General features: G+C 60.7%; 27 protein-coding genes and 1 riboswitch. Of the genes, 14 read left to right on the top strand and 13 right to left on the bottom strand.

Annotated features, from left to right (window positions below; all coding sequences use genetic code 11):
- Positions 1-330 precede the first annotated feature (330 nt).
- Positions 331-822, top strand: coding sequence for an RNA recognition motif domain-containing protein (locus VF684_RS14940; RefSeq protein ID WP_005339200.1), 492 nt, complete (start codon positions 331-333; stop codon positions 820-822).
- A 7-nt stretch (positions 823-829) separates the two neighbouring features.
- On the opposite strand, the gene murI is transcribed toward VF684_RS14940, so the two are convergent.
- The 3 genes from murI to VF684_RS14925 form a co-directional block, all read right to left on the bottom strand.
- Positions 830-1633 carry a glutamate racemase gene (gene murI, locus VF684_RS14935; RefSeq protein WP_103252018.1) on the bottom strand — a complete coding sequence of 268 codons (804 nt, stop codon included), beginning with the start codon at positions 1631-1633 and terminating at the stop codon, positions 830-832.
- Between the two features lie 108 nt (positions 1634-1741).
- The gene (locus VF684_RS14930) at positions 1742-3607 is read right to left on the bottom strand and encodes a TonB-dependent receptor domain-containing protein (RefSeq protein WP_139440362.1); all 1866 of its coding nucleotides are present in this window, start codon (positions 3605-3607) and stop codon (positions 1742-1744) included.
- A gap of 52 nt (positions 3608-3659) precedes the next feature.
- A riboswitch (cobalamin riboswitch) is annotated at positions 3660-3837 on the bottom strand.
- A 35-nt stretch (positions 3838-3872) separates the two neighbouring features.
- A complete protein-coding gene (locus VF684_RS14925) occupies positions 3873-4775 on the bottom strand; it encodes a LysR family transcriptional regulator (RefSeq protein ID WP_201998734.1) in 903 nt (300 codons plus the stop codon).
- A 109-nt stretch (positions 4776-4884) separates the two neighbouring features.
- Between VF684_RS14925 and VF684_RS14920 the strand changes: the two genes are divergently transcribed.
- From VF684_RS14920 to VF684_RS14905, 4 genes are all read left to right on the top strand, one after another.
- A complete protein-coding gene (locus VF684_RS14920; protein WP_440174326.1) occupies positions 4885-5811 on the top strand; it encodes a sodium-dependent bicarbonate transport family permease in 927 nt (308 codons plus the stop codon).
- 4 nt (positions 5812-5815) lie between these two features.
- A complete protein-coding gene (locus tag VF684_RS14915; protein ID WP_005321666.1) occupies positions 5816-6118 on the top strand; it encodes a P-II family nitrogen regulator in 303 nt (100 codons plus the stop codon).
- Between the two features lie 63 nt (positions 6119-6181).
- Positions 6182-6691, top strand: a complete 510-nt coding sequence (gene purE, locus VF684_RS14910) for a 5-(carboxyamino)imidazole ribonucleotide mutase (protein ID WP_201998731.1) — start codon at positions 6182-6184, stop codon at positions 6689-6691.
- Entirely contained in the window at positions 6688-7812 is a 1125-nt protein-coding gene (locus VF684_RS14905; protein WP_201998729.1) for a 5-(carboxyamino)imidazole ribonucleotide synthase, read from the top strand. Before purE ends, VF684_RS14905 begins: the two co-directional genes overlap by 4 nt.
- A 73-nt stretch (positions 7813-7885) precedes the next feature.
- On the opposite strand, the gene VF684_RS14900 is transcribed toward VF684_RS14905, so the two are convergent.
- From VF684_RS14900 to fabV, 6 genes are all read right to left on the bottom strand, one after another.
- On the bottom strand, positions 7886-9076 hold the full coding sequence (locus VF684_RS14900; RefSeq protein ID WP_440174325.1) for an L-lactate MFS transporter: 1191 nt from the start codon (positions 9074-9076) through the stop codon (positions 7886-7888).
- Positions 9077-9185: 109 nt separating this feature from the next.
- Positions 9186-9929 (bottom strand): LytR/AlgR family response regulator transcription factor, encoded by a 744-nt coding sequence (locus VF684_RS14895; protein ID WP_201998727.1) that lies wholly within the window; start codon positions 9927-9929, stop codon positions 9186-9188.
- Positions 9930-9975: 46 nt separating this feature from the next.
- Positions 9976-11649 carry a sensor histidine kinase gene (locus VF684_RS14890; RefSeq protein ID WP_160880862.1) on the bottom strand — a complete coding sequence of 558 codons (1674 nt, stop codon included), beginning with the start codon at positions 11647-11649 and terminating at the stop codon, positions 9976-9978.
- Between the two features lie 81 nt (positions 11650-11730).
- On the bottom strand, positions 11731-12915 hold the full coding sequence (locus tag VF684_RS14885) for an NAD(P)/FAD-dependent oxidoreductase (protein ID WP_162516116.1): 1185 nt from the start codon (positions 12913-12915) through the stop codon (positions 11731-11733).
- Positions 12916-13064: 149 nt separating this feature from the next.
- A complete protein-coding gene (gene ftnA, locus VF684_RS14880; protein WP_005339225.1) occupies positions 13065-13589 on the bottom strand; it encodes a non-heme ferritin in 525 nt (174 codons plus the stop codon).
- Between the two features lie 92 nt (positions 13590-13681).
- On the bottom strand, positions 13682-14869 hold the full coding sequence (gene fabV / locus VF684_RS14875; protein WP_139440367.1) for an enoyl-ACP reductase FabV: 1188 nt from the start codon (positions 14867-14869) through the stop codon (positions 13682-13684).
- A 412-nt stretch (positions 14870-15281) separates the two neighbouring features.
- Between fabV and VF684_RS14870 the strand changes: the two genes are divergently transcribed.
- A complete protein-coding gene (locus VF684_RS14870) occupies positions 15282-15719 on the top strand; it encodes a universal stress protein (RefSeq protein ID WP_005339229.1) in 438 nt (145 codons plus the stop codon).
- A gap of 192 nt (positions 15720-15911) precedes the next feature.
- The gene (gene trpS / locus VF684_RS14865) at positions 15912-16925 is read left to right on the top strand and encodes a tryptophan--tRNA ligase (protein WP_139440368.1); all 1014 of its coding nucleotides are present in this window, start codon (positions 15912-15914) and stop codon (positions 16923-16925) included.
- On the opposite strand, the gene VF684_RS14860 is transcribed toward trpS, so the two are convergent.
- Positions 16904-17863 (bottom strand): LysR substrate-binding domain-containing protein, encoded by a 960-nt coding sequence (locus tag VF684_RS14860; protein ID WP_440174324.1) that lies wholly within the window; start codon positions 17861-17863, stop codon positions 16904-16906. The genes trpS and VF684_RS14860 overlap by 22 nt on opposite strands.
- A gap of 91 nt (positions 17864-17954) precedes the next feature.
- Here VF684_RS14860 and VF684_RS14855 point away from each other — a divergent pair, with 91 nt between their 5' ends.
- Together VF684_RS14855 and VF684_RS14850 are read left to right on the top strand one after the other, a co-directional pair.
- Positions 17955-18854: a DMT family transporter gene (locus VF684_RS14855; RefSeq protein WP_005357113.1), complete on the top strand. Its 900-nt coding sequence runs from the start codon at positions 17955-17957 to the stop codon at positions 18852-18854.
- Positions 18839-19000: a hypothetical protein gene (locus VF684_RS14850; protein ID WP_106844426.1), complete on the top strand. Its 162-nt coding sequence runs from the start codon at positions 18839-18841 to the stop codon at positions 18998-19000. The genes VF684_RS14855 and VF684_RS14850 overlap by 16 nt, the downstream gene beginning before the upstream one ends.
- Before the next feature lie 124 nt (positions 19001-19124).
- Here the strand turns inward: VF684_RS14850 and VF684_RS14845 are convergent, their stop codons facing one another.
- Positions 19125-19586 carry a DUF6314 family protein gene (locus VF684_RS14845; RefSeq protein ID WP_139440369.1) on the bottom strand — a complete coding sequence of 154 codons (462 nt, stop codon included), beginning with the start codon at positions 19584-19586 and terminating at the stop codon, positions 19125-19127.
- 39 nt (positions 19587-19625) lie between these two features.
- Between VF684_RS14845 and VF684_RS14840 the strand changes: the two genes are divergently transcribed.
- Complete coding sequence (locus VF684_RS14840) at positions 19626-20480, top strand: carboxylate/amino acid/amine transporter (protein WP_139440370.1); 855 nt, start codon at positions 19626-19628, stop codon at positions 20478-20480.
- Positions 20481-20486: 6 nt separating this feature from the next.
- On the opposite strand, the gene VF684_RS14835 is transcribed toward VF684_RS14840, so the two are convergent.
- Positions 20487-21350 carry a GGDEF domain-containing protein gene (locus tag VF684_RS14835; protein ID WP_201998725.1) on the bottom strand — a complete coding sequence of 288 codons (864 nt, stop codon included), beginning with the start codon at positions 21348-21350 and terminating at the stop codon, positions 20487-20489.
- A gap of 70 nt (positions 21351-21420) precedes the next feature.
- The gene (locus tag VF684_RS14830) at positions 21421-22134 is read right to left on the bottom strand and encodes a 3-deoxy-D-manno-octulosonic acid kinase (protein ID WP_005339249.1); all 714 of its coding nucleotides are present in this window, start codon (positions 22132-22134) and stop codon (positions 21421-21423) included.
- A gap of 222 nt (positions 22135-22356) precedes the next feature.
- On the opposite strand from VF684_RS14830, the gene VF684_RS14825 reads away from it, so the two are divergent.
- The 4 genes from VF684_RS14825 to spoT all read left to right on the top strand — a co-directional run bounded on the left by VF684_RS14825 (position 22357) and on the right by spoT (position 26943).
- Positions 22357-23412 carry a glycosyltransferase family 9 protein gene (locus VF684_RS14825; protein WP_201998723.1) on the top strand — a complete coding sequence of 352 codons (1056 nt, stop codon included), beginning with the start codon at positions 22357-22359 and terminating at the stop codon, positions 23410-23412.
- Between the two features lie 300 nt (positions 23413-23712).
- Positions 23713-24339 (top strand): guanylate kinase, encoded by a 627-nt coding sequence (gmk, locus tag VF684_RS14820; protein ID WP_440174323.1) that lies wholly within the window; start codon positions 23713-23715, stop codon positions 24337-24339.
- Positions 24340-24418: 79 nt separating this feature from the next.
- A complete protein-coding gene (gene rpoZ, locus VF684_RS14815; protein ID WP_005307060.1) occupies positions 24419-24694 on the top strand; it encodes a DNA-directed RNA polymerase subunit omega in 276 nt (91 codons plus the stop codon).
- A 131-nt stretch (positions 24695-24825) separates the two neighbouring features.
- Complete coding sequence (gene spoT, locus VF684_RS14810; RefSeq protein ID WP_005339255.1) at positions 24826-26943, top strand: bifunctional GTP diphosphokinase/guanosine-3',5'-bis pyrophosphate 3'-pyrophosphohydrolase; 2118 nt, start codon at positions 24826-24828, stop codon at positions 26941-26943.
- Positions 26944-26952: the final 9 nt, after the last annotated feature.

Genomic DNA, 26952 nt, shown 5'->3' with positions numbered 1-26952 from the left:
TTCGGCGTGTTCCGCCGTGCTGGTAGGGGCGCATTATAGGGAGCGGCACTGCGATGACAAGACTTTTTTTGAAGAAAATCACGAAAATTTCAAATTATTCAATTAGAAACAGCTTATTCAGTGTATATATACAATGTTATCCACAATCCGGTTATTTCACTCCCATTTTAGCGTCATTTATGTCGCCTTCAGTGACCTTGGGAATGCCATACTGGAGCCGATAACCTCTCCCGAGTGGTCCATGGTAGCGCCAATCAGGAAAGCTGGTTACCATGGAGGTGAATATAGTGTTGCACCTTTTTTGCTTTCATTTACAAAAGGTCTTTTAAGATGAATTTATCCAAGTTTCCCGTATATATGCAGGCCGCAATCCTTGCTCTGGTATTGGCAGTGGTTGGCTACCTGGTTGCCCAGGCCCTGCAGTTCTCTTTGAAAGCGGAAGTGATTTTTGCAGCAGGTCTGGCCATTGGCGGTTTCGTGGTACCGCTGTTCCTGAAGCGAACCCCGGCTAATGTCGCCGAGTCGATCGCCAATCAGGAGACTTGCACCTTATATGTAGGCAACCTGCCCTATCGCGCCAATGAGATTGCAGTGCGCGAATTGTTTGCCGAACAGGGCCAGGTCATTTCCGTACGGTTGATGAAGGACAAGGCAACCGGCAAGCGCAGAGGTTTCGGTTTCGTGGAGATGCCCGCCGCCGATGCCGCCAAGGCGATTGCCGCTTTGAATGACAAAGAGTATCAGCAGCGCACCCTCAAGGTGCGTGAAGCGAATGACAAACGTGATAAAGAGGAAAGAGAAGGTAGCGAAACTGACGCCTAACCGCTCGTCAGTACTTCACCTCTTCCAGTGATGACAGCCCCCATGCTTGCAAGGGGGCTGTCAGTTTTTGAGCCTCCCCATCCAGCCGGGTACAGTAAGCCCTGGCAATTACCTCTTCTATATGTACAGGCTGCACGATGGCATGCCCGCCATTGTTCAGCAACCAGGCCACCCGTTTGGCAACGGCACTGCCCGAGTCAATAAGCTGACATTGCGGCATCAGTTGCCCAATCTCTTCATTGAGTAGCGGGAAGTGAGTGCAACCAAGCACCAGCGTATCCGGCTTCTCTTCCCCTTCCAGCCAATCGGCCAATACCTCGCGCAGTAGCGCCATATTGACCGGTAGGCCCGCCAGCTTGTGTTCGGCTTCTATGACCAGCTCGGTGGTGCCTTTGAGCAGCACCCGCTTGCCGGGAGCAAACTGGGCGATCAGTTCGTGGGTATAGTCGCGGCTGACGGTGCCTGGAGTGGCCAGCAGACCGATACAACCGTTGCGAGTCTGAGCAGCTGCGGGCTTGATGGCTGGCACCACCCCCACCACGGGAATATCCAATGCCTCACGCAGGGCTGGCAGCGCTATGGTGCTGGCCGTGTTGCAGGCAATCACCACCAGATCTATATGATGACGGGCCACCATGGTGGTCACCAAGCGGGTGCAGGCAGCAATCAGGGCGGGCTCGCTCAATTCACCATAGGGGAAGTTGGCGTTGTCGAAGCAGTAGAAATAGTTGTGTGCCGGCAGAACGCGGCGGATCTCGCGGTAGATGGTCAGGCCACCCATACCGGAATCAAACACGAGAATATTGGCCACTTGAGCTCCCCTTTGGTGCAAGGCGGCGATCATACTCCCGCCTGCCGCCAATAGAAAAGGCCCTGCCAATGGCAGGGCCCCTGATTTTTCCGCTTGGCCGGCTCCGGCTTAGAGTGAGTAATCCATCGTCACGTAGTAAGCGCGCTCATCGGCCGGATAACCCACCGCAGTCTGATACTCCTTATCAAGCAGGTTGTTGATCTTGCCAGATACCTTGAGCGCCGGAGTGACCTTGTAGCCGACCGCCAGATTCCACACGCTGTAGCCACCAAGTGTTGTGGTGTTGGCCACATCGCCATAGCGCTCACCCTGATAGATCCAGCTCAATGAACCATCAAGCTGCTGCCACTGCGCCTGCGTCACCCACTTGGCCCCTTTGCGGGAGATCAGCTGCAACTGCTTGTCGCTTACCTTGTCTTTGGGATCCTTGTATTCGGCAGAGACCCAATGACTCACCCAGCCGGTATCAAACTCCCCTTCCAGCTCGATCCCTTCAATTCGCGCCTTGCCAACGTTCTGTGGTGTCCACATACCCTGACTGTTGGGTGCCCACTGGATCATCTGTTCGAAGTCGTTGCGATAACCGGTGGCTCGCCACTCCACGCCAGCGGTTTGACCGTCCAGCATCAGCTCGCTGCTCTTCGACTCTTCCGGCATCAGGTTGGGATTGCCAGAGCCCGGATAGTAGAGGTCGTTAAAGGAGGGGGCGCGGAAACCGGTGCCGTAGCGGGCACTCAGGCGGTAATCCTCGACAAAGCGCCAGCCTGCGCCGGTCTGCCAGGTGTTGTGACGGCCAAACTGCTCGTTGTCGTCGCTACGGCCGCTCAGCTCGCCCTGCCAGGTCTGGTTGTCAAACTGGGCAAGGGCATAGAGACCAGTGTTGTCGCGCTCTTTGGCGTCGGCTGGATACGTGGCGCCGGAGGAGCGGGAGCGATCGTCCAGCATGTCGCGCTGCCAGTCAGCACCGCCGCCGAGCGTCCACAGCTCGTTCAGCTTGAGGCTGTTGACCCAGTTCAGGCTGTACTGGCGGGTGTAGGTCCGGTTATTGGCCTGATCGCGGCCACTGTTGTCCTGATAGTCGTACGCATCCTGTTTGGAGAAGGCGCCACGCAACTCACTCAGATAGCGATCGTCGTGATAGCGCGACCCCAGCTGATAGCTCTGGTTTTCAGTCCAGGTCTCGTTGCGCTGATGGGTGGCAGGCCCCCAGGCGGAAGCCGCAGAAGAGCGGTCGTACTGGGCGACATTGCGGAACCAGCGGGTTGTACCGAACAGATCCCAATTGCTGCCGAGCGCCTGCTGGTAGTCCAGCATGGCGTTGTAGCCCTGATGCCCATGACGGTCACCATCGTTGATGCCGGGCAAGGGGTGTACGTTGTAACCCTCTTCATCATCAAAACCGCCAGCCACCTTGAGCTGACCCGCCTCACCTACCTGGCTGGCACTACTGAAAGCGGCCTGACGCTGTTGATGGGAACCAGCACCGATATTGAACTTGTGCTGATTTGTCCCCTTGTCGGGACGGGTAATGATGTTGATCACCCCGCCGATGGCGTCGGAGCCGTAGATGGTGGCGCGCGGGCCGCGGATATACTCGATCCGCTCGACCTGATTGAGCGGCAGGTTATTCAGTTCGGTCATACCGGCGGTCAAAGAGGCACTGCGCACCCCGTCCACCAGTACCAGTGTCTGGGAGGAGGTGCCACCACGCACCCGCAGCGAGCTAAGCTGGCCTCGGCCACCATTGCTGACCACTTCCACACCGGGCAGGGTCTTGACCACATCGGTCACGGTCTGGGCTTGCAGGCGATCGATCTCGTCCCGGGTCACCACATTGACCGGGGCAAGCACGCTGGAGGCAGGTTGGGCGACGCGGGTAGCGGTCACCACCATGGTGGGATTGACGGGGATGGTCAGCTGCTGGGCAAACGCCGCCGTCGGCAACAGGGCAGCCGCCAGAAATTTCTTCGACATGAGAGATCCTTAAGTTCGCGTAAGTATCTACTTCGTGGCCGGTTTCTCTCGGCCCGAAATACGAACTCTGGCAGGTCTTCGGGCTCGGGGGCTGATAGCCTACGGCGACGGCTTCCCGCCTGACGGCAGTGCCCTGATGTCGCTTCGTTCCCCCTTACCGCTGCGCGCCAGCTCCGGATTTTCACCGGATTCCCTATTAAGCATGATGCGCCAAAGCGCAGGGATTATAGGCAGGGCGGAGGTGGATGTATAGCCATCCAGATTTCTATTTCTTGCCAGCCAGTGCAGCCAACCGCTGCTTCGCTCCCTCCATCACCGCCTGTACGCCGGGATGGGAGAGGTGACGACCGGCCGACACCAGATAGTAGGAGAGCGTCACCTCGGTCAGGGTTGCAATGCGTTCGACACCGTAGAGTCGCGCGATCTCGTCGGCCATGGCCAGCGGCGCCGGAAAGATCCCCATCCCCGCCTTGCCGAATGACTTCATCAGGGTGGAGTCATCGAACTGACCGACCAGATGGGGATGAATGCCTTGCTGCCGATACCAGGCCAGCAGGCTGTCATGGGTCGCCGACTTCTCCCCCGGGATCAGCAGCGGCAGCCCTTCGAGGGAGGCAGGAAAACCCTGCCGCGCCCGGGCAGCCAGCTCGGGGCTGGCAAACAGCGCCAGCGGGCTGCGCCCCAGCTCGTGGTTGTAGCCGCGCACGCCACTGTCGGGGGGAAGCGGGCGATCGATCAGCACCATATCCAGCTTGTGACGGGCCAGCTCGCTGAACAGCTGCTCGGCCCGCTCCTCGTGACACACCAGCCGCAGCGGGGTCGCCAGCGCCATGGCGGGAGCCAGCAGCTCGAACGCCAGGGTACGGGGTACCGAGTCGGCGATCCCCACCTGCATGGTCAGCTCCTGACTGGCGTGGCGCAGGGTGTGCTCCAGCTCGGCGCCGAGCGAGAAAATCGCCCCCGCCTGCTCCTGCGCCTGCCGTCCGGCGGCAGTCAGCACCAGACGCCGCCCCACCCGGTTGAACAGCGCCACCCCGAGGGACTGCTCCAGCTCTGCAACCTGACCGCTGATGGTCTGCGGCGTGAGATGCAGCTGTTCGGCGGCCTGCGTCACGCTGCCACTGCGCGCCACATGCCAGAAGTAGTAGAGCTGTTTGTAGTTGAGCATGCCGTTCCCTATCAGTTTTTACCGAACAACCATCAGCGAGAATCTGATTTTATCGAAACATTGCGGGCTCTAGCATGCAACCATTATCTGAACTGCCCTGCGAACCATCATGCTGGACGTTGTTGTACTCTTCTTTCTGTTTGGTCTGCTGGCCGGTCTGGTGCGCTCCGAGCTCAAACTGCCGCCTGCCCTCTACGATACCCTATCCCTCTTTTTGCTGCTGGCCATAGGCCTCAAGGGCGGCATCGGTCTGGCCCAGCAATCCCTGCAGCCTCTGCTGCCGCAACTGGCGCTGGTGATCCTGCTCGGCGTGGTGCAGACCCTGCTCGGCTTTGCCGTTCTGCGCCTCAAGATGAACCGGATCGATGCCGCTGCCACCGCCGCCCACTATGGTTCGGTCAGCGTCGCCACCTTTGCGGTCGGGGTGAACCGGCTCACCGAGCGGGGCATCAGCTTTGAATCCCAGCTCTCCATCTTCCTCGCGGTGATGGAGATCCCGGCCATTCTGGTAGGCATAGTGCTGGCCCGCGGCATCAGTCGCGAGACCCGCTGGCGCATGCTGGCCCACGAGACCTTCCTCGGCAAAGGGGTCACCCTGCTGCTGGGCGGCATGGCCATCGGCTATCTGGCCGGGCCGGATAGAATTGCTCCGCTCAAACCGCTGTTTGTCGACCTGTTCAAGGGTGCGCTGGCGCTGTTCCTGCTGGAGATGGGCCTGATCGTCGCCCGTCAGTGTCAGGATCTGCGCCACCACGGCCTGTTCCTGCTCGGCTTCGCCCTGTTGATGCCGCTCGCTTCCGCGGGACTGGGATTGGCAGCTGGCCAGCTGATGGGCCTCTCTCTCGGCGGCCTGACCCTGCTGGCCACCCTGGCGGCCAGCGCCTCCTATATTGCCGTGCCAGCCACCATGCGTATCGCCGTGCCTCAGGCCAACCCGGGGCTGTCCCTCAGCGCAGTGCTGGGGGTCACCTTCCCGTTCAACATCATGCTGGGGATCCCGCTCTACCACAGCTGGGCCCGCCACTTCACGGAGTAGCCACATGCAGACCGAGACCCGCACCCTGCTGACCGTCATCACGGAAGCCAATCTGGAGCCGACCCTGCTGCGCACCCTCACCCGCGAGGGGCTGCGCGGCTACACCATCACGGATGCCCGCGGCCGGGGGGATCATGGCGAACGCAACGCCAGCTGGAGCGAGAGCGGCAATATCCGGCTGGAGGCGATCTGCAGCCGGGAGCAGGCGGAGCGGCTGCTGGCCCACCTGCAGAGTCGCTACTACCCCGATTACGCCATGATCGCCTTTCTGCAACCGGTCGAAATCGTGCGACCCGAGAAATTCTGAGCCGGCTTGCCGGCTCTTTTTGCTTACCAAAAGCAAACGTTTAACAGCAAGGAACCAATACACATGAACACCCCTCCCCTGATCGGCCTGGTAATGGGCTCCGACTCCGACTGGCCCGTGCTGCAGGCTGCCGCCCGCATCCTCAAGGAGCACGGCGTGCCTTACGAGGCGCAGGTAGTCTCGGCCCATCGCACCCCGGATCTGCTGTTCGAGTATGCCGCCACTGCCCGCGCGCGCGGCCTGCGCGCCATCATCGCCGGAGCCGGTGGCGCCGCTCACCTGCCGGGTATGGTCGCCGCCAAGACCACCCTGCCGGTGCTGGGGGTGCCTATCCCCTCTCGCCATCTCAAGGGGATGGACTCCCTGCTCTCCATCGTGCAGATGCCCAAGGGGGTGCCGGTCGCCACCTTCGCCATCGGCGAGGCGGGGGCCGCCAACGCCGCCCTGTTCGCGGTCTCCCTGCTCTCGGTCGCCCGGGATGACGACGCCCCCCGCTACCGGCAGCAGCTCGACGACTTCCGCACCCGCGAGCGCGACCGGGTGCTGGCCCTCACGCTGGGGGAGCCGACATGATTGTGCCACCCGCCACCCTCGGCATGCTGGGGGGCGGCCAGCTTGGCCGCTACTTTGTGATGGCCGCCCACCGCCTCGGCTACAAGGTGGTGGTGCTGGATCCCGACCCGGCCAGCATCGCCGGTGCCGCCGCCGATCACCATATTGTCGCCCCCTATGACGACACTGGGGCACTGGTCGAGTTGGCCAGCCGCTGCGAAGCCATTACCTGCGAGTTCGAGAACGTGCCCGCCGCCACCCTCGCGCTGCTCGAACAACAAAAGCCGGTACGCCCGGGCGCCAGCGCGGTGCGCATCTGTCAGGATCGCCGTGAAGAGAAAGCCTTTCTGCGCAGAGCAAACATCCCGATCGCCCCCTATCTGGCGCTACTGCCGGAAGAGCCCATCCCCGCACAGGCCAGCGAACTCTTGCCCGCCATTCTCAAAACTGCCCGCGAAGGGTACGACGGCAAGGGGCAGTGGCAAGTGAGTAATCTGGATGAGCTGGCGACGGCGCTAGCAGCCAGTGGCGTGCCCTGCGTGCTGGAAAAACGGCTGGCACTGGAGGGGGAGTTTGCCCTGACCCTGGCGCGCAGCCCGAACGGCGCCATCAGCACCCTGCCGCTGGTACAGAACTGGCACAGCGGCGGCATCCTCGATCAGACCCGCTCCCCGGCCAACGTGCCAACGCTGGAGAACGAAGCCAAAGGAATCGCTGAGCGACTGATCGCCGCCCTCGATTACGTGGGAGTACTGACGGTGGAGTTCTTTCTGGTGGAAGGCCGCCTGCTGGTCAACGAGCTGGCGCCCCGCCCCCACAACTCGGGTCACCCCAGCCTCGACAACGCCGCATGCAGCCAGTTCGAGTTGCAGGTGCGGGCCCTGTGCGATCTGCCGCTGCCAGAGCAGATCGTCGTGCGTCCCGCCCTGTTAATCAACCTGCTGGGGGATCTCTGGCAAAACGGCACGCCCGACTGGGCCACCCTGCTGGCGCGGCCCGGCCTGCATCTGCACCTCTATGGCAAGGGCGAGCCCCGCCCCGGCCGCAAGATGGGCCATATCACGGTAACCGGTGACAACTGGTCAACGGTGGAAGAGAGCTGCCGTCAGGCCCGCCAGCTGCTGGGGCTAGCGCCGCGCTGATCGACCATCGGAAATGCAAAGACCCGGGCATGGCCCGGGTCTCTGTTTTTGCTTGCGGTGGCAGGGAGGCTTGTCAGGCCCGCTCGACCGCTACCGGTGCCGGCAGGCGAATGGTGAGGGAGAGCACCAGCGCCACCACCAGCAACACCAGGATCAGGTGGAAGGTCGCCATAAAGCCGCCAGACAGGGAGGCCACGATAGAGCCGATGATGCTGCCCAGACCAAAGCCCAGATAGATGACGCCGTAGTTCTTGGTCAGGTTGTTGAGACCGAAGAAGTCGCTCACCAGCGAGGGGTAGACGGTGATGGTGCCGCCGAAGCTGAACGCCACACAGGCGACCGCCACGAAGAACAGGTTGGCATTGAGCGGCACGAACAGCAGCAGCGCCATGCCCGCCAGGGTAATCAGCTGAGCGATGGTGATGACCCGGATGCGGGACATCTTGTCAGAGAGGATACCCAGCACCAGACGGCCACCCAGGTTGGCCATGGCGATGATGGCGACGGCATTGGCGGCGACCACGGCTGGCAGACCCACCATCTTCTCGCCGATATCCTTGGCCACGCCGATGACGTAGAGGCCGCTCATGCAGGCGGTGAGGAACATCAGCGCCAGCATCCAGTACTGCGGCTTGCGCATCGCCTCGGCCAGAGTGAAGTCACGGCTCTCACTCTGCTGTACGGAAGCTGCCTGCTTGGGCGCATCCTTCATCAGCATACCGCCCACCAGCACCATGGACATCGCAATCAAGCCCCACAGCTGGAAGGTGGTCTCAAGGCCGGAGCTGGAGAGCAGCAGCAGGTTGATGTATTTGAAACCGAGACTGCCGAGGCCATAGGCACCGATGGAGCAGGCGGAGATCAGCCCCTTGCGCTCCGGGAACCACTTCACACAGTTGGAGAGAGTCATCAGGTAGCCGGTGCCGTCGGCAAAACCGACCAGAATGCCCGCGCAGAGATAGAGCATCGCCAGATTGCTGGCGTGGGCGGTGAGGAAGAAGCCGATGCCGAGCAGCACGCCGGCACCCAGGGTCACGTTGCGCACCCCGAATCGCTCCTGCAGCTTGCCCGCCATGGAGGAGGCGACCGCCAGCGACAAGCTGAGCAGGCCAAAGGCGAATGCGACCTGACTCACCGGCTCGTCCAGCTTGTCGGAGAGCTGGGCGTTGAACAGGCTCCAGGTATAGACAGAACCCAGTGCAAACTGGGTGATGATGGTACCGATCAGTGTCAGGTACCGGGTGCGATTCAGATCGATGGTCATGATGCGTCTCGGTCGATGGCCTTAAGGAAATTGAGGCCACTATAGGCAAGACGCAGCTCGCGCCGATCGATTAAGGCATGAAATGCAGATCGGCGGGAATGAATGACAATCAGAGCCGCATCAGCTGACGGAACGCCTTGATGTTGCTGCGACTGACCGGCACTTCGAACGGCAGATCATGGAGCCGGATGAGATAGGTGCTGTTAAACCAGGGGACTATTTCGCGGATTTTGTTGATGTTGACGCAGTAGGAGCGGTGGCAACGGAAGAACCCCTCGGCAGGCAACCGGCTGACAAACTCGCTGATGGTCATGGTCATCACGTAGCGGTCATCACGGGTGTAGACATAGGTAAGCTTCTCGTCGGCTTCCGCGTAGTAGATCTGCTCGCAGGGGGTGACGATGATGCGCTCCCCCTTCACCAGATTGACGGTGCGATTGTGGGGGCTGCTCCCCTCACCGCTCGCCTCCCCCGTGGAGGCTGGCTGCGACTTGCCCGCATGCTCGAGCTTTTGCAGCAGATTGATGATGCGGGGCTCGTTGTAGGGCTTGAGGATGTAGTCGAACGCCTCCAGCTCGAACGCTTCCACCGCAAACTCCTTGTAGGCGGTGACGAAGACAATGTGGGGCGGATGGCTCGACTTGTGCAGGTTCTTGGCCAGCAGCAGGCCATCGATGGAGGGGATCTGGATATCCAGAAACACCACATCCACCTCGTGATCCTGCAGGTATTTGAACGCCTCCAGCCCATCTTCGAAGCTCGCCACTATCTCGATCTGGCTGTGCTGCCCCACCAGATAGGCCAGCTCTTCACGGGCCAGATACTCGTCTTCCACAATGATCGCTTTCAGCATGACAACACCTCTCGCGGCACACACTTATCCTCAACCATGATGGCTCTCAGCATGGCATCGACTCCTGATCCGGCAGATAGAAACTCACCTCGGTACCCGGTTCCAGCCGCTTGAGATGCAGGCCGTCGCCATAAAGCAGCTTGACCCGCTGATGCACGTTCATCAGGCCGATGCTGCGGCTCTCCACCCGACCGGCGGCGACCCCGTCGATTACAGCCTGACTGATGCCGTAACCGGTGTCCCGCACCGATACCCGGATGCCGCCCGCCAGCTGTTTCACCTCGATAGTGACCCGACCCGGAGCGCTGCGGGGCTGGATGCCGTGCAGGATGGCGTTTTCCACCAGCGGCTGCAACAGCAGGCTCGGCACCTGAATGTGCACATCGTCCACCTCGAACACCACCTCCAGCTTGTCGCCAAAGCGGGCCTGCTCGATGGCCACGTAGTCGCGCACCTGCTGCAGCTCCTCCTGAATGTCGATAAGCTCATCCCCCTTGTTGAGGTTGTAGCGCAGGTAGTCCGCCAGATTGGCGATCAGCTGGCGCGCCTGTTGGGGCCGGATGCGGATCAGCGACGAGATGGCGTTGAGGGCATTGAACAGGAAGTGCGGGTTGATCTTGCTCTGCAGGGCGGTGAACTCCGCCTTGCGGGTCATCTCCTTGAGCTGCTCGATGCGCGACACCTCCATCTGGGTGGAGATGAGCTGGGAGAGGCCCACCGCCATCTCCCGCAGCGAGCTGGTGATGCTGTGGGTGCGGCGGTAGTAGATCTTGAGGGTGCCGCTCACCGAGCCGTTTTCCCGCAGTGGAATAATGATGACCGAGTGGAAATCAGAGAGGTGATACTGGCGCAGATCGTTGTTGATGATGATCTGGTCGAGCAGCACCGCCTGCTGGGTCATGCCGCTGATGGCGTGGTGCTCGTCCAGCTCGTAATAGTCCTTGCCCACCCCGACATAGGCCAGCACGTCATGGGTATCGGTGATGGCCACCGCATCGGCGCTGATGTCGCGCCGGATCACATCGCACACCTGACTGAGGGAGTGGCGATCGATGTTCTGGAAGAAGGGCAGCGTCTTGTTGGCGATATCCAGCGCCAGCTTGGCCTGCTTGGCAGCAATCAACTCCTTCTCGTCATCCAGATCCTGCACCAGCTTGATGATGAGGCCGATGCAGAGCGCCCCGGCGATCATCGGATAGGCGATGTGGTTAACGATCTCCACCCCGACTTCGTGGGGCTCGGTCAGCAGCCAGATCAGCAGCATGGTCAGCCCTTCGCACAGCATCCCCGCCAGAATGCCGTAGAGCCAGAGCCGCGACTTGCGGCAGCGCAGGTGCAGCCAGGTGGCGAGCAGGCCGGCGATGATGCTGGCGATGAGACACGGGATAGAGGTATGACCGTCCATATCGATGAGATAGCGGTGCAGGCCGGAGATGACCCCGGCCGGAATGCCGACCCAGGGGCCGAACAGGATGCCGCCGGAGATGATGGCGATGATCCGCACGTTGATCAGCGCCCCCTCCACCGGAATGCCGGTGTAGGTGCTGAACACCGCAAACAGACAGAAGATGGAGGCCACCAGCACCAGCTCGGCCGGGGTGTGATCCCGCTTCTGGAACAGCCGCTGGAACGGCCGGGTGCGGGTCAGGAAGAAGAGGGTCATCAGCATCAGCGCCGCCCGCTCGAACACCGCCAACAACATCATCTGATTCTCAAGCATCTGCGCCCCCTTGCGGCAACCCGACCGATCACCATAACCCTGACCAATAAATCGGGGCCGGATAAACCAGCCCCTGTGACATCAACAGTACTGACCGGCCACCCAGCCGGAGGACCAGGCCCACTGGAAGTTGTAGCCACCGAGCCAGCCGGTCACATCCACCACTTCACCGATGAAGTAGAGGCCGGGCACCTTGCGTGCCTCCATGGTCTTGGAGGAGAGCTCGTTGGTATCGACGCCGCCCAGGGTCACTTCGGCGGTGCGATACCCCTCGGTGCCGTTGGGCAGGATCTGCCAGTCACCCAGCAGGTTGGCCACCGCTTCCAGTTCACGCTCGTTGTATTGGCGCATCGGCTTGCTGACCAGCTGGCCCAGCTCCACCAGCTTGTCGACGAAGCGCTTGGGCAGCTCGCGCCCCAGCACGGTTTTCAGCTCCTGCGCCGGGTGAGCCTGCGCCCACTCGTGCAGGGCGGCCGGAATATCCAGCTCCGGCAGCAGGTTGATGTGGATCTTCTCGCCGGCATGCCAGTAGGAGGAGATCTGCAGGATAACGGGGCCGGAGAGGCCACGATGAGTGAACAGCATCGCCTCCTTGAAGCGGGTGCCATCCTCGGCGGTCACCACCACCGGCAGGCTGATGCCCGCCAGATCGGCGAAGGCCTCTTTCTCGGCCTGATGGAGGGTAAAGGGCACCAGACCGGCGCGGGTCGGCAGCACCTTGAGACCGAACTGCTCCGCCAGCTTGAAGCCATACGGGGTCGCGCCCAGCTTGGGCATGGAGAGACCGCCAGTCGCCACCACCAGCGAGTGGCAGCCGATCTCACCCTTGCTGGTGGTCAGCAGAAAGCCCTCGTCCTGCTTGCTGACGGTGAGGATCTCGGTCTGGAACTGCAGGGTCACCCCGGCCCAGTCACACTCGATGAGCAGCACATCGACGATATCCTTGGCGCTCTCGAGACAGAACAGCTGCCCCAGGGTGCGCTCGTGATAGTTGACCCCGTGGCGATCCACCAGATCGATGAAATCCTGCTGGGTGTAGCGGGCCAGCGCCGACTTGCTGAAGTGGGGATTCTCCGACAGGTAGGCGTGAGCGCCCGCCTGATGGTTGGTGAAGTTGCAGCGGCCACCGCCACTGATGAGGATCTTGCGGCCCGGCTTCTTGGCATTGTCGAGCACCAGCACGGAGCGGCCACGGTAGCCCGCCTGAGCCGCACACATCAATCCGGCCGCACCGGCCCCGATCACCACCACATCGACCTGCTTCATCATCACTCACTTATCAAAATAGAAACGGCACCTGGCCAGAACCGTGATTGCCTCTGGCTGACATCACAACGGTGACTGCCCACCAGAATAAACAACGGCCCTTAAAAGGGCCGTTATTGTACTGGCTGAACACTAAGTGTCCACGACTATCAGGCGTTGCTGTCCATGATGCTGGCAGGGGCGCCTTTGGCCAGTTCGGCCAGCTCCTTGTCGATGAAGTAGAGGCCTTTGCCATCTTCACCCACCAGACCCAGACGGTCGACGATGCTCTTGAACAGCTTCTCCTCTTCATGCTGCTCGGCCACATACCACTGCAGGAAATTGAAGGTGGAGTAGTCCTGGGTGGTGAAGGCTACGTGGGCCAAACCATTGATGCACTTGGTGATGTGATACTCGTGCTCCAGAGTGGTACGGAACACGTCGCCCAGCGACTTGAACTCGTGGGGAGGGGCATCAATGGCACCCAGCTTGGGCATGGCGCCGGTCTCGCTCACATAGGTGAACAGACGCTCCATGTGCTGGCGCTCCTCGACCGCGTGCTGACGCAGGAAGGTGGCAGCCCCCTCAAAGCCCTTGTCTTCGCACCAGGCGCTCATCTGCAGATAGAGATTGGAGGAGTAGAACTCCAGGTTAATCTGCTCGTTCAACTTCTCGATCATGGCTTGGGCCAGCATCTTGTTTCTCCTCAGTGATTTGGTATCGATTGTCGCCACACTCCCGTCACGAATCAACCCGCCAACGAGAGGGAGATCCCGTTTCTTTCAGCTCAGGGGGTCAGCTCCCTAAGGGAGGCGACATCCACCGGCGCAGCATAATCGACGCCCGGCAGCTCGAAGCCGTTGAGCTGCATGAAATCCTGCCGCAGCCCGGCAAAGTCCCCCAGCGCATGGAAATTGTCCGGCGTCACCTTGGGCCAGAGCGCCGAAACGGCGGCCTGAATGGCCGGGTCGAGCTCGTAGTCATCCATCCGGATCAGCCGGTTGCCATCGGCCACCACCCCATTGGCCCCATACATCTTGGCGGCAAACAGTCGCTGCATCTGCTCGATGCAGCCCTCATGGACGCCGCGCTCCTTCATCACCCCCATCAGCAGGCCCAGATAGACCGGCAGCACCGGGATATAGGCGCTCGCCTTGGTCACCAGCGCCTTGCAGACCGACACCCAGGCGTGACCACCAATCTCGGCCAGCTGCAGGTTGATGGTCTCGGCGGTGGCGTGCAGATGCTCCTTAGCATAACCGATGGTGCCATCCCGATAGAGGGGATAGGTAGATTCCGGGCCGATATAGGAGTAAGCGACGGTTTGCGCACCGGGGGCGAGACAATCCGCCTGCTGCAACGCCTGCATCCAGAGCTGCCAATCCTCGCCCCCCATCACAGTGACGGTGTCGCGGATCTCCTCCGGCGTGGCGGGCGCCAGCGACTGCTGCACCAGGGTATCGCGTTCCAGATCCAATCCCCAACCGCTGAACGGCTGGCCGGTGGTCTTGAGCACCGAACGCACCTGCGTGCCATCGGGCAGCACCCGGATACCGCTCGCGAGCGAATAGATCACCAGATCCACCTGCCCCAACTGCTGGCGGATGGTGTCGATGGCCTGCTGACGCATGCCGTCGGAGAAGGCATCGCCAATCAGGTTGATGGCGATACGCCCCTCCTGCTCCGCCTCCTTGCGAAACCAGATGTTGTTGTACCAACCGGCGCTGCCGAGCCCTTTGTCGGAAGGGCCCCGCTCAAACGAGATACCGATGGTGTCGGCACCGGCACCAAAGGCGAGCGCAATGCGCGACGCCAGTCCAAACCCGGAGGAGGCACCCAGCACCAGCACCCGCTTGGGGCCGTTGAACGGGCCAGCGGCCTTGATCCGTTCGATCTGCTGCTGCACGGCGGCGCGACAGCCGATAGGGTGACAGTTGCGGGCAACACAACCTTGAATCTGGGGATGAATGATCATGAGAAGGCCTCCAAAGAAACTGGCTACAGCATAACCAAGTCGCGGGAGATTAACTTGATGCCGGATCTCTATCAGCAAGAAAACGGCAAGAAAAGCAGCAGGAAATGAGGCAGAAAAACAAAAGGGAGCACGTGGCTCCCCAAAGCGGTATTCAGATGCTTTTTGTTGTTTTGTGTTCATTGCGAAGCACGGGCCCATCCTATGCCTCTCCCCCCTGCTCGGCAAGCCGAGGGGTGTGACCGGCATCAAACTCTTGTTTAATTTATAGGCAAATAGTGGTTAATAACTGAGTGGCTGACCCTGTGTCACACGTCATTAAACTCATTTAAATCCCAAAACTGTGCCTGAGGCACCATTTTAGTTTCAGCAGAGATTGGTATAGTGGGCTGAAGGATCGGTAAGGAGAACCCCCATGAGTGGAACAACCTATTACAAGCATATTCTGGCCGCGATCGACCTCTCTGAAGATAACCGCAAGGTGATCGACAAGGCGGTGGACAGAGCCCGCTCCAACGGCGCCAAGCTGTCGGTTATCCATGTCGATGTGGACCTCAAGGATCTCTACACCGAGATGATCGATATCGACATCGACAACGTGCAGGATCAGGTGATCGCCGAAGCGAAAGAGAAGCTGGAGGCATTTCTGGCCTCGGTGGACTATCCCATCGAGAAGAAGCTGGTGATCTGCGGCGATCTGAGCGAGCGGGTCAATCAGGCGGTCAAGGAGTATGAGATCGACCTGCTGGTGTGCGGCCATCGCCAGAGTTTCTGGAGCCTGCTCACCTCCAGCGCCCGCCAGCTGATGAATACGGTGCCCTGCGATCTGCTGGTCGTCCCCTTGCAGAAGTAATGAAACCGGCGTAGTTTGATTTGCTATGAACATGACCGCATTCAATCACAACTACTGGTGGTGCTGCTCCTAAACAGGCGGCACCGCGTTTCTATTGTAAATTTCCCAAAGAAAACACCGTGACCGCCGAGAGGCGGTCAACTGTTTTTATCCCTTTGTCGCCTCCCGGCTCACCCAACTGGAGAGAGTGACATGCACAACCCCGTTATCCTGACTGGCGATCGTCCCACCGGCAAACTGCACATCGGCCACTATGTCGGCTCCCTGCGCCAGCGCGTCGAAGCCCAGCACCACTACCGTCAATTCGTGATGATCGCCGATCTGCAGGCGCTGACCGACAACGGCCACAATCCGGCCAAGGTGACCGACAACGTGCTGGAGGTGATGGCCGACTATCTGGCGGTCGGCCTCGACCCGGCCAAGACCACCTTCTGCCTGCAGAGCGCCCTGCCCGCCCTCGCCGAACTCACCTGCTACTACCTCAATCTGGTCAGCGTCGCGCGGCTAGAGCGCAACCCCACCGTCAAGGCGGAGATCCAGCAGAAAGGGTTCGAGCGCACGCTGCCGGCCGGTTTTCTGGTCTATCCGGTGAGTCAGGCCGCCGACATCACCGCCTTTCGCGCCAGTCATGTGCCGGTCGGGGAAGATCAGCTGCCGATGCTGGAGCAGACCAACGAGATCGTCCGCCGCTTCAACTCGCTGGTAGGCAAAGAGGTGCTGACCGAATGCCAGCCGATCCTGAGCGACACCGGCCGCCTACCCGGCATCGACGGCAAGGCCAAGATGTCCAAATCCCTCGGCAACACCATAGAACTCGGCATGTCGGCGGAAGAGGTCAAACAGGCAGTGTTCGCCATGTATACCGACCCCAACCACCTCAAGGTGAGCGATCCGGGTCAGGTGGAGGGAAATACGGTGTTCGCCTATCTCGATGCTTTTCACCCCGACAAGGCGCTGGTCGCCGAGATGAAGGCGCACTACCGGCGCGGCGGACTGGGGGACATGCGCTGCAAACAGGTGCTCAACGACTGCCTGCAGACCCTGCTCGCCCCGATGCGGGAGCGCCGGGCCGCGGCTATCGCCGACAAGAAGATGCTGCTGGAGCTGCTCAATCAGGGCACCGAGCAGGCTCGCATCATCACCGATGAGGTATTGGCGGAGGTGAAAAGCGCCATGGGGCTCGACTACTTCGCCAACATCCGCTGAGCGGGAGTCCCGAGTGCATCGTCGCCGTAGAGGTCGAACACCAGCTGGTGCAACAGGCTCTTGAACCAGCCGATCGCCTCGTCATGGGCGGTCAGCGGGTGCCCCGCCATCAGGTAGACGATAGGGATGGCGGGGTCGAGCTGGTGCATCCGCAGCGGGTAGTAGCGGCAGAAGTGGCGCCCGATCATCTCGGGCACCACCACCAGATAGCGGTCGGTCGCCATCAGCGGCGGCACCGCCATAAAGCTCGGCAACCGCACGCCCAGCTCCCGCTCCACCCCGAAACGGGCCAGCCAGAGCTCCACCATCGCCTGACTGTGACCCCAGCTGGAGGTGTGGATGTGGGGACGGCTCACCAGCTCAACCGGCGTCAGTACATCGGGCAACTCGCTGCCGAGCGGCGATAGGCAGACCAGCGGGTTGTTGAACCACTCCTCCCGCCACAAGCGCGGTGAGAGATGATTCGCCCCGGCGAAACCGATCACCAGATCCAGCTCACCCTTTTCCAACTCCCGCTCGTAGTTGCTGTCGGCCAGCTCGCACACCTCAAGCCGACAGTGAGGGGCCTGCCGATGGAGCCGCTCCACCAGCACCGGCACCAGCCCATGCTCTACCGAACCCGGGGTAGCGATGCGGAAAATCCGCCGCGCGGTGGCGGGATCAAACCCTTTGGCCTGCCGCAATCCCTGCTCCAGCATCGCCAGCGCCTGGCGCACCGGACCGGCCAGCGCCTTGGCTCGCTCGGTCGGCATCATCTCGCGCCGACTCATCACGAACAGCGGGTCATCCAGCGCCACTCGCAGCCGCCCCAAGGCGTGACTGACGGTGGATTGGGAGAGATGTAGCCGTTCGGCGGCACGGGTGACATTGCGCTCCTGCATCAGCATGTCGAATACGGCGAGCAGGTTGAGGTCGAGACGGGCGAGCGAGCTATCCATCGATATTAGCCATAGTTAAATGCCAACAATTCATTTTTACCATAGTAACAGATTGCCTAGAATGCGCTGGCTTAATACATCGGAGATTCAAATGCGTAGCTATCTGTTATTGCTGGCCATTGGCCTGCTGTGGGGTTCCCAATTCATTTTCATGCACCAGGCCGTTGCCGAGTTGCCCCCCATTCTGGTGGCTGCCGGTCGTGCCCTGTGCGGCAGCCTGACCCTGGGTCTGCTCTGCCTGTTCATGCGGCTCAAGAGTGAGCACACCCCGTGGCGCACCTATATGCTGATCGCCCTGCTGGATGCCACCATCCCCTTCATCATGGTCGCCTGGGGCCAACAGTATGTGGATAGCGCCATCGCCGCCGTGGTCATGGGTTGTATCCCGTTTGTGACCATTCTGGCTGCACCGCTGTTTATTTCTGGTGAAAGAATCACCAAAACCGGTCTGCTTTCCGTGATCATCGGCTTTGCCGGTGTACTCACCCTGTTCTGGCCGAAACTCTCCCAGGGCATGAACGCCGGTCTGCTTGGTGCCATGGCCATCCTGCTGGGAGCCAGCTGCTTCGCCATCGGCCTGCTGATGATCAAGCGCTTCGCCAAGGACCATCCGGTCGTGGTCGCCCGCAATATCCTGATCTCCTCGGCAATCCAGTTGCTGCTGGTCGCCCCCTTCATGGTTGATCTCGGCAGCCTGACCCTGCCGAGCACCCAGGCCCTGAGCGCGATTACCGTGCTGGGTACCCTCTGTACCGGTCTGGTCTACTTCCTCTACATGGCACTGATCCAGAAGGCCGGCCCGACGTTCGCCTCCTTCAGCAACTATCTGGTGCCGCTGTTCGGCGTGATGCTGGGTGCCCTGTTCCTCGGCGAGCAGATCCACCCCACCACCGGCGTGGCCCTGGCCCTGATCCTCGGCTCGGTCGCCATGAACCAGTGGGCGCAACAGCGTCGCATGCAGCGCGAGGTCTCCCTATGTCAGGCATCCTGACCACACTGTGCGGTGGTCTGGTACTGATTGCCGGCTGGCAGTATCGCCAGCGGCTGGCCGGGATCCTGGGCCTGCTGATGGTACTGCTGCCCTGGTTCTTCGATAGCAAGCTGCAAGCCATGCTGAGTTATGCCCTGAATGTCTGAAGTCCATCTCTGAATGTGTGACGAGAGTCTATCTCTCCTGTTTTTGGGACTGTTTTAAAAAACCTCCGATTTGTCCCCCGCTACCGGCGCTCTGCGCCGGTTTTTTTATGCCTGCCAGCCGGCGTCAGATCAGATAGCGATAGCTGAGTCGCTCGTTCTTGCGCGGCCCGGTGATCTGCCAGCTCAGCAGAAAACCACCGTCGATCTCGGTCAGCTCGGCGCTGTAGTGATCCGCCCCGCACAGATGGGGTTCGGCGGTCAGCCAGCGGCCATCCCCCTGCGGCAGCAGCTCGAACAGTTCAACCGGCGCTTGATAACGCAGATGGGAGAGACGGATCCCCCGCGCACTGCGCTGCCACCAGAAGCGGTTGTGCATGGCGAGTTCCCTGCCATGAGGCGTGATGTAACGGCCCTGCTCGTTAAACAGCCAGCCACCCTGATGATCGGTCACCTGCACACGCCCCTCGCCCCGACCATTCCAGTCGGTCGCCGACCCCTCGCCATTGCTGGCGGTAAAGGAAAATGCTCCGACCTGTGGCAATCGCGCCCATAAACGCTGGATTGCCGCTTCCATCTCGGCCATCATAGCCCCCTTAAAATTGACAACTGACGATAAATCAAACACATGAACTACTTGATAGGGGTCACCCTGCTCTGGTCATTCTCCTTCAGCCTGATCGGGGTCTACCTCGCCGGTCAGGTGGATGCCTACTTCTCGGTGCTGACCCGAATCGCCCTCGCCAGTCTGGTGTTTCTGCCCTTCCTGCGCCGCCGCTGGCTGCGCCCCGATCTGGCGGCCAAGCTGATGGCGCTGGGCGCCATCCAGCTCGGCATCATGTATCTCTTCTACTACCACTCCTTCCTGCTGCTGACAGTGCCGGAAGTGCTGGTCTTTACCATCTTCACCCCCATCTACGTCACCCTGCTCCACGATCTGCTGGAGCGCCGCTTCAAGCCTGTTTATCTGTGGGGTGCCCTGCTGGCGGTGCTCGGGGCTGCCGTCATCCGCTTCGACGGCCTGACCGAAAGCTATGTGCTGGGATTTATGGTGGTGCAGGGGGCCAACCTCTGTTTCGCGCTCGGTCAGGTGGGCTACAAGGTACTGCTGGCACGGGAGGCGGAGCAACCGCCGCAACTGGCGGTGTTCGGCTGCTTCTATCTGGGAGCGCTGGTGATCGCATTGCCCGCCTGGTGGCTGCTGGGCAAGCCGCAATACCCAACGTCAGGGTTGCAGTGGGGCATTCTGCTCTGGCTGGGGGTGGGTGCCTCCGGCCTCGGCTACTTCCTCTGGAACAAGGGGGCGACGCTGGTCACCAGCGGGGTGCTGGCCATCATGAACAATGCGCTCATTCCGGCCGGCTTGCTGGTCAATCTGCTGCTCTGGGGCAAGGATACCGACCTGACCCGACTGACCATCGGCGGCCTGCTGATGCTGGCCTCGCTCTGGGTCTGCCAGCGTGACAAGCGCGGCCAACCCTGACCACACTCAGCCGACGACGGTGTTGTGCTCCCGTCTGGCCTGACTGTGACAGCTGGCCAGCCGGGCCAGCAGATGATCGAGCTGCTCGCCAGCCTGACTCTGCACCAGCCCGATACTGACGGTGACCGGCCGCTGTGACAGCAGGCTGGCATCGGCAATCTCGAGGCGCAGCCGCTCGGCGATCTCCAGCGCACTCATCCGCTCGGTCTGGGAGAGCATCAGGATAAAACCGTCCTCATCCCAGCGGGCGAAGGGATCTTCCCGCCGCAGTTCGTGACGCACGATACGCGCCAGCTTGGCCAGCATGGCGTCGCAAGCAGCTTCACCAAACAACTGCTGGATTTTGGCCATGTGATCGACCGAAAACTGCAGCAGACTGAAAGTGCCGCTCTCGGTCGCCAGCCGCTCTTCAAGCAGTTGCTCGAAGCGGCCACGGCTCTCCAGACCGGTCAGCGGATCGGTGCCATGTCGCTCCTCCACCAGCACGGCAGCGGGATCGAGGTGACGGACAACCCCCAGCAGATAACCCCGCTCATCACGACGCATCCGCTCTTCCAGCCGGATGTAGTGACCGTGATGATGCAGAATGCGGTATTCGAGGCGCAGACCGCTGCTGCGGCCGCTCTGGCAGGCGAGCAGGGCATCTTCCAGCAGGGCAACATCGTCGGGATGAACCCGATCCAGCCAGCCGAGATCATCCGGCCAGCACTCTCCCAATCCCAACAGGCGCAGGCAGGAGGGATCACGCTGCAGTCCATGTTGGGCTGACCAGCTCCAGATCCCCGCCTCCAGCAGCGCCATGGCATCAGACAGCAGACCCGGATCAAGCCGGGCAGTCACATCGACCAAAGGTGTCTTGAGCATTTCCATGGGGCGCCTCGAAACAGGATCTGAATACCTGCTCAATAAGTAACATTGGCGTTCACGCCGAGCAACAGGGTCAGAGCGCTTTTCCCTGATACCCGTTCATCAAGGTCTGCCAGTTCTCCGGTACGAAGTGGAAACTGGTATGCAGTTGAGACTCTTTATTGAATGAACGGAGCAAGCGTTCCAGATTGGCCTTCTGCCATTCGCCGGGGGAGCGGATCGCCCCCTTGTCAAAATCGATCACCCACACCTTGCCCTCTTTATCGAGCAGCAGGTTGTGGCTGTTGAGATCGGCGTGATAGACCCCGGCATCGTGCAGCTGACGCACTGTCTGACCTATCTTGTGCCACACCTCGGTCGCTACCGGCCCCTGCTTGAGCAACGCCACCATATCCTTGGCACCGCGAATTCGCTCGATCAGGATATCGGCACGATAGAAGGGTCCCTGTTTGACCATACGGGCACCAAACGGACGCGGCACCGGCAGCCCCAGCTCGCACAGCTTGGCCAGCAGGGTGTATTCGGCCATGGCGCGGCTCGACTCGACCCCTTCGAACCAGAAACGATCCCGCACCACCTTGCCCACCATGCCGCCACGATAGTAGTGGCGCAGCACCAGATGGCGGGACTCATCCTTGACGAACCAGGTCACTCCCCGTCCGATGGAGGTTCCCACCACCTGACGGTTGTTCTGCCACCAGGCAGGATCGAATAACTGGGGAGAAGGGTCGCGAAAGGCCCCTTCGGCATACCAGCAGATCTGGTTGTGTTCGGTCTGTACTCGCATCGTGGAGATCCCGCTCGGTGGGTCATGGATCGCAATTTTTCAATTGGCGATGAGGCTGCCGCTCTGGCATGCCCGCAATAGTGGCCTTTAATCAACAACGTGCAGAGACAGGTCATGGCGCTGGGCCCGGCCTATCCCGGCTGACGATTGTGCGCAATTTTACAATCCAGAGGGGAGTTTGCATAATGCCATCCACCCTTTTTGCCAGCCGTGCGCCACAACATGCCGCTATTTCAAACGCCCCCCTCCTCCATCTGCATCCTGCGGCTCTCCGCCATCGGGGATTGCTGCCACGCACTGGCGCTGGTGCGCGTCATCCAGCGGGAGTGGCCACAAACCCGCATCACCTGGATCACCGGCAAAATCGAGGCAACCCTGTTTGCTGATCTGCCCGGCGTCGAAGTAATCCCCTTCGACAAGAGCAAGGGGTGGCGCGGCTATCGCGATCTCTGGCATACCCTCAAGGGGCGCAAATTCGATGCCCTGCTCCACCTGCAGGCAGCGATGCGAGCCAGCATCGCCACCCTCGGCATCAGCGCCAAGGTCAAACTCGGGTTTGATCGGGAACGGGCCAACGACGGCCAGTGGCTGTTCACCAACCACAAGGTGCCTTCGCCTGCCTCTCCCCATGTGCTGGACGGTTTCCTCGCTTTCGCCAAAGAGCTCGGCATCAAGGATCTGACCCCGGACTGGCAACTGCCCATCAGCGCCGAACATCAGGCGTGGGCAAGGGAGAAGATTGGCGGTAAACCGACCTTGCTTATCTGCGCTGCCGCCAGCAAGGCCTTCAAGAACTGGACGGCCGCAGGCTATGCCGCGCTGGCGGATCACGCCGCCAGCAAGGGCTTTCAGGTTTATCTCTGTGGCGGGCCGGCCAAGCTGGAGCGGGATCTGGCCGCCGAGATCCGGCAACTCAGCCAGAGCAAGCCGGTCGATCTGGTGGGGCAGACCAACCTCAAGCAGTTATTGGCACTGATTGGTGAGGCGAGTCTGGTGCTGGCCCCCGATACCGGCCCCACCCATATGGCCACCATAGTGGGCACGCCGGTGATCGGTCTCTATGCCCACCACAATCCGGCCCGCACCGGCCCCTATCTGTGCCGCGACTACGTGGTCAGCGTCTATCAGGAGCTGGTCGAGCAGGAGACCGGCAAGCCGCTGGCCGAATTGAGCTGGCGCACCCGCCTCAAGGATCCGGAGGCCATGCGAAAAATCACCAGCGAGCAGGTGATCGCCGCGTTCGATCGGCTCTGCGCCGATCGCCAGCTGCCGTACTGACAGAGCACCTCGGGAATTCCGAGCCATCAGGCAGGGATAACCTGATAGCCTCTGCCCTCAGCCAAAGGCACAATGCAGGCTGATGTGGGTTACGCTCCCGCAGCAAGCTACGAATACTTTGATCGGCTGGAATATGATTCCGGCCGTTTTTTTATTCGCCGCATTCTGGTAAAATTCGCCGCCTTTACATCCTCCTGACTCAAGAATTTTCCGCGTTTCGCGTTTGGCTGTCTCCCTTTCGGGCACAAGACGGCGGTCTCTGCTACAACCAAAACAGCGGTTTCGATTAAAGGTAATAATATGGCGCAACAAGGCACTCTCTATATCATTTCTTCTCCGAGCGGCGCGGGTAAATCCAGTCTGCTCAGTGCCTTGCTGACCCAACATAACGCTGCGGGCAAGATGCAGCTGTCGGTTTCCCACACCACTCGCGCCACCCGCCCGGGCGAAGAGCACGGCGTACACTACCACTTCGTTCAGGTGGAAGAGTTCAAGGCGCTGATCGAGCGTGGTGATTTTCTGGAATGGGCCGAAGTGTTCGGCAACTACTACGGCACCTCACGCGCCGCCATCGAAGCCTGTCTGGCCAAGGGGATCGACGTATTCCTCGACATCGACTGGCAAGGTGCCCGCCAGATCCGCGAGCAGATGCCGACCAAATCCATTTTCATCCTGCCCCCCAGCCGCGAAGAGCTGGAACGCCGCCTGATTGGGCGCGGTCAGGACAGCGCCGAAGTGATTGCCGGCCGAATGGCGAAAGCCATTGCCGAAATGGTGCACTACGACGAGTATGACTATGTCATTATCAATGAAGACTTCGAGCAGGCGCTGTTCCAGCTCAGGTCCATTATTGAGTGCCAACGGCTGGAGATGCGTCACCAGCAACAGGCTCAAAAAAACTTGCTGCAACAGCTACTGGCAGAGTAAGCCAAAAACAAGTAAACTTTTGCGTCATTTTTAAACACTGCTTTTCTAAATACAGAAAGCCCAAACACTGGAGTCCTGCATGGCACGCGTTACTGTAGAAGATGCTGTAAAACAGGTAGGTAACCGTTTTGACCTGGTGCTGGTCGCCGCGCGCCGCGCTCGTCAAATCGCGGTACAAGGCAAAGATCCCCTGGTCGACGAAGAGAACGACAAGCCGACTGTGATCGCCCTGCGTGAGATCGAGCTGGGTCTGGTGAACAATCAAGTGATGGACACCCAGGACCGCTACGAACAGCAAGAGCAGGAAGCCGCCGAGCTGGCTGCCGTTGCTGCCATCGCCGAAGGCCGCGGTTAAGTTATTCCTCCGGTTGGCACCCGCCCGGGTGCCGACTGTTCATCCCCATTTACAACCGCTCGAAAACCTCGCAAACTCAGGGCTATACCCTCAATTCCACGAATTGCCGTTTCACCGCTGCGGGGACTGTCTTGTATTTATTTGAAAACCTTAAAGAAATAGCCAGTTCCTACCTGCCGCCAGAGCAGGTTGAGAAGCTCAAGCAAGCCTATGTGGTGGCCCGTGATGCCCACCAGGGCCAGATGCGTTCCAGTGGCGAACCCTACATCACCCACCCTGTTGCCGTTGCCCGAATCCTGGGTGACATGCGCCTCGATCATGAAACCCTGATGGCCGCCGTGCTGCACGACGTCATTGAAGACACCTCTGTCACCAAGGCCGATCTGGCCGAACAATTCGGCAATGCGGTTGCAGAACTGGTGGCCGGGGTCTCCAAGCTCGACAAGCTGAAGTTTCGCGATCGCAAAGAGGCGCAGGCCGAGAACTTCCGCAAGATGGTGATGGCGATGACCCAGGATATCCGGGTCATTCTGATCAAGCTGGCCGACCGCACCCACAATATGCGCACCCTGGGCTCTCTGCGCCCTGACAAGCGCCGCCGTATCGCTCGGGAAACCCTCGAAATCTTCGCCCCCATCGCCAACCGCCTCGGTATTCACACCATGAAGAACGAGCTGGAAGAGCTGGGCTTCGAGGCGCTCTATCCGATGCGATCCCGCGTGTTGCGCGAATCGGTGCGCCGCGCCCGTGGCAATCGCCGCGAGATCATCGACTCCATCCAGAGCGAAATCAGCGGTCGCCTGAAAGAGGCGGGGATCGAGCATCAGGTCAGTGGCCGCGAGAAGAATCTCTTCTCCATCTACAACAAGATGGAGAAAAAAGAGCTGCAATTTCATGAGGTAATGGATATCTACGCCTTTCGGGTCAAGGTGAAGGACATAGATACCTGTTACCGGGTGCTGGGGCAGATGCACAGCCTCTACAAGCCGCGCCCCGGCCGCTTCAAGGATTACATCGCCATCCCCAAGACCAACGGCTACCAGTCGCTGCACACCTCTCTGGTGGGGCCGCACGGGGTACCGGTGGAGGTGCAAATTCGCACCGAGTTCATGGATCAGATGGCCGACAAAGGGGTTGCCGCCCACTGGGCCTACAAGCAGGATGGCGACAGTTCGGGCACCACTGCCCAGATCCGCGCCCAGCGCTGGATGCAGAGCCTGCTGGAATTGCAGCAGAGCGCAGGCAGCTCCTTTGAATTTATCGAAGGGGTCAAGACCGACCTCTTCCCCGACGAGATCTACGTGTTCACGCCGGAAGGACGCATCATGGAGCTGCCCGCTGGCGCCACGCCGGTGGACTTCGCCTACACGGTGCACACCGACATCGGCCACGCCTGCGTCGGTTCGCGGGTCGACCGCCACCCCTACCCGCTCAGCAGCCCGCTGCACTCGGGCCAGACGGTGGAGATCATCACGGCGCCGGGCGCCCGCCCAAACGCGGCCTGGCTCAACTTTGTGGTGACCACCAAGGCACGCTCCAAGATCCGCCAGTTCCTCAAAAACCTGCGCACCGAAGAGTCGGTGGTGCTGGGTCGCCGCCTGCTCAACCATGCGCTGGGCGCCAAGAATATCGAAGACATCCCCGAGCCGCGCATCAAGCAGGTGCTCGCCGATACCAAGCATGAGAATCTGCAGGGGCTGCTGGCCGATGTGGGCCTTGGCAACGCCATGAGCGTCATGGTGGCGCGCCGCATGCTGGGGGATGAACTACCGCCGGAAGAGCAGCCCAAAACCAGCAGCAAGAAGATGCCGATCAAGGGTGCCGACGGCATGCTGGTCACCTTCGCCAACTGCTGCCGTCCGATCCCGGGAGATGCCATTATCGCCCACATCAGCCCGGGTAAGGGTCTGGTGATCCATCAGGAAGCCTGTCGCAACATCAAGGGCTACAGCAAGGAGCCGGACAAGTACCTGCCGGTGCAGTGGGAAGTGGACAAGGAGCAGGAACAGGAGTTCCGCACCGGCATCAGCATCGAGATCGTCAACCATCAGGGTGCGCTGGCCGAGCTGGCCAACGTGATTGCCGCCACCGGCGCCAATATTCACGCCATCAGCACCGAAGAGAAGGATGGCCGGGTCTATCAGGTCAGCCTGCTCATCACCACCAAGAGCCGCATCCACCTGGCCAACATCATGCGGAAGATCCGCGTGATGCCCAACGTGCTCAAGGTGAGCCGACAGAAGAACTGAACACAGGCG

The organism is Aeromonas sp. Lyrl_2, assembly GCF_051948815.1.
Lineage (GTDB): Bacteria > Pseudomonadota > Gammaproteobacteria > Enterobacterales > Aeromonadaceae > Aeromonas > Aeromonas veronii.
This window is presented reverse-complemented; position numbering and strand designations above follow the sequence as displayed.